Origin of the sequence: Hansschlegelia beijingensis (assembly GCF_045505405.1) — a bacterium.
Lineage (GTDB): Bacteria > Pseudomonadota > Alphaproteobacteria > Rhizobiales > Methylopilaceae > Methylopila > Methylopila beijingensis_A.
The window spans coordinates 1-2,297 of sequence record NZ_JBJKEX010000435.1 but is presented as its reverse complement, the minus strand read 5'-3'; the positions used below and the strand labels follow the sequence as shown (position 1 = coordinate 2,297).

The 2,297-nt window shown below is 69.6% G+C and carries 1 protein-coding gene and 1 pseudogene; both read right to left on the bottom strand.

The window, feature by feature from the left end; all coding sequences use genetic code 11:
* On the bottom strand, window positions 1-1,593 hold a 1,593-nt coding region (locus ACIKT0_RS17205; RefSeq protein ID WP_407106582.1), incomplete at its 3' end, for an ATP-binding cassette domain-containing protein.
* A pseudogene (locus tag ACIKT0_RS17200) lies at window positions 1,590-2,099 on the bottom strand (HlyD family secretion protein); the annotation flags it as partial. The gene ACIKT0_RS17205 and the pseudogene ACIKT0_RS17200, both read right to left, overlap by 4 nt.
* Window positions 2,100-2,297 lie beyond the last annotated feature (198 nt).

Genomic DNA, 2,297 nt, shown 5'->3' with positions numbered 1-2,297 from the left:
CGGCGGCGGCGCTCCGCTCGCCGCCGGGCCGGTGTGCGCGCTTCGCTGCTGCGGCGCGCCGGCCGCCTCCTCCAGATAGGCGACAAAGGCCTCTTCGAGGTCGGCCGCATGGCGGCTTCGGGTGATCTCGGCCGGCGTGTCGCTGATCAGCACCTTGCCCGCGTGCATCAGCGAGATGCGGTCGCAGAGCTCCGCCTCGTTCATGAAGTGGGTCGAGACGAAGATCGTCACCCCGTGCTTCCGCGACAGCTCGGCGAGGATCCGCCAGAAATTGTCGCGGGCGATCGGGTCCACGCCGGACGTAGGCTCGTCCAGGATCAGGATTTCCGGGCCGTGGATCATGGCGACGGCGAGCGACAGCCGTTGCCGGACCCCGAGGGGCAGGGCGTCCGGCCAGGCGTCCATGACGTCGACCAGGCCAAAGCGGTTCGCCATCTCGTCGACGCGCGCCGGGATCGCCGCGGGGTCCATGCTGAACAGCCGGGCGTGCAGATCGAGGTTCTGCCGCACCGTCAGTTCGCCATAGAGCGAGAACGCCTGGCTCATGTAGCCGACGCGGCGCCGGACGGCCATGTCCCTCGGATCGACCTCGGAGCCGAACAGGCGCGCGGTTCCCTCGCTCGCCGCCAGGAGGCCGGTGAGCATCTTCATGGTCGTCGACTTCCCGCAGCCGTTGGACCCGAGAAAGCCGAAGATCTCGCCGCGCAGGATGCGGAAGCTGACGTGGTCCACCGCCGTGAAGTCGCCGAAACGCATCGTGAGGCCCTCGGCCTCGATGGCCACGACCTCATCCGCTCCTTCCGCTCGCGGAGGGATGACGACAGCCTCGTGGCCGCGGCGCTTGGCCTCCGGCAGCAGCGAGATGAAGGCGGCGTCCAGCGTCGGAGCGGAGGCGCGGGCCTTGAGCTCCGCCGGAGAGCCCGTCGCGAGCACGCGGCCGGCGTCCATCGCGACCAGATGATCGAAGCGCTCGGCCTCCTCCATGTAGGCGGTTGCGACGATCACGCTCATGCCCGACCGCTCCCGACGGATGCCGTCGATGAGCTCCCAGAACTGGCGGCGCGACAACGGGTCCACGCCGGTGGTGGGTTCGTCGAGGATGAGCAGATCGGGATCGTGGATCAGCGCGCAGCAGAGACCCAGCTTCTGCTTCATCCCCCCGGAGAGCTTGGCGGCCGGGCGGTCCGAGAACGGGGCGAGGCCGGTGCTCTCGAGAAGCTCGCCGATGCGCCGCTCGCGTTCGAGCCGGTCGTGGCCGAACAGGCGTCCGAAGAAGTCGACGTTCTCGAACACCGAGAGCGTCGGGTAGAGGTTCTTGCCGAGCCCCTGCGGCATGTAGGCGATGCGCGGGAAGCTCCGCTGGCGATGGTCGGAGTCCGACATGTCGCCGCCGAGCGCCTCGACGACGCCGGTCTGGACCACGCGGGCGCCGGCGACGAGGGACAGCAGGCTGGACTTGCCGACCCCGTCCGGGCCGATCAGCCCGACCATGCGGCCGGCCGGCAGCTCGACCGAGACAGCGTCCAGCGCGCGCCTCGACCCATAGACGAGGGTGACGTCGCGCAGCCGCGCGACAGGCGCGCCCGCGTTCATTCGGCGGGCTTGCGCTTGAGCATGTCAGGCCATTGGGCGTCGGCCGCCAGCTTCACGTAAGCGACGCCGGGCAACCCGGTCTTCACCTGCCTGATGTGCTGCTCCAGGAGCGTCTTCGGTATCCGCGCCTTCACCCGGAACATGAGCTTCAGGCGCTCCTCCTCGGTCTCGACGGTCTTCGGCGTGAACTGGGCGACGTCCGCGACGTAGGTCACCGAGGCCGGGATGACGTACTGGGGCGCGGCGTCGAGCACGAGGCGCACCTCCGTCCCGAGCGCGAGGCGGCCGGCCTGAGCGGTGGGCAGGAAGAACGTCATGTAGACGTCGCTGAGGTCGACCAGATTCAGCACTCTGCCGCCCGGCGAAAGCACCTCGCCCGGCTGGGCCACGCGGTACTGCACCCGCCCGTCGCGCGGGGAGACCAGCACGGTGTCCACGAGATCGGCGTCGATGCTCTCGATCGCGGCTTGCGCCGCGTCCACGCCCGCTCCGGCGTCGATCACCCTATTCAGGGTCCTTCCCGACGCCAGCCTCGGCGGTTTCAGATGTCCTCAAAGCTCGCCGCCGTCCTGATCGCAAGCGCGTCCGCGCCCGCCGTGGACGCCGACCTGCTCGCCTCGATTCCCGCGATGGCGGACTTGCCGTTCATCCGACGACCCTACGGGCGATATTGCAACCGCCGATCTCGCGGCGCAGCAAGGCGC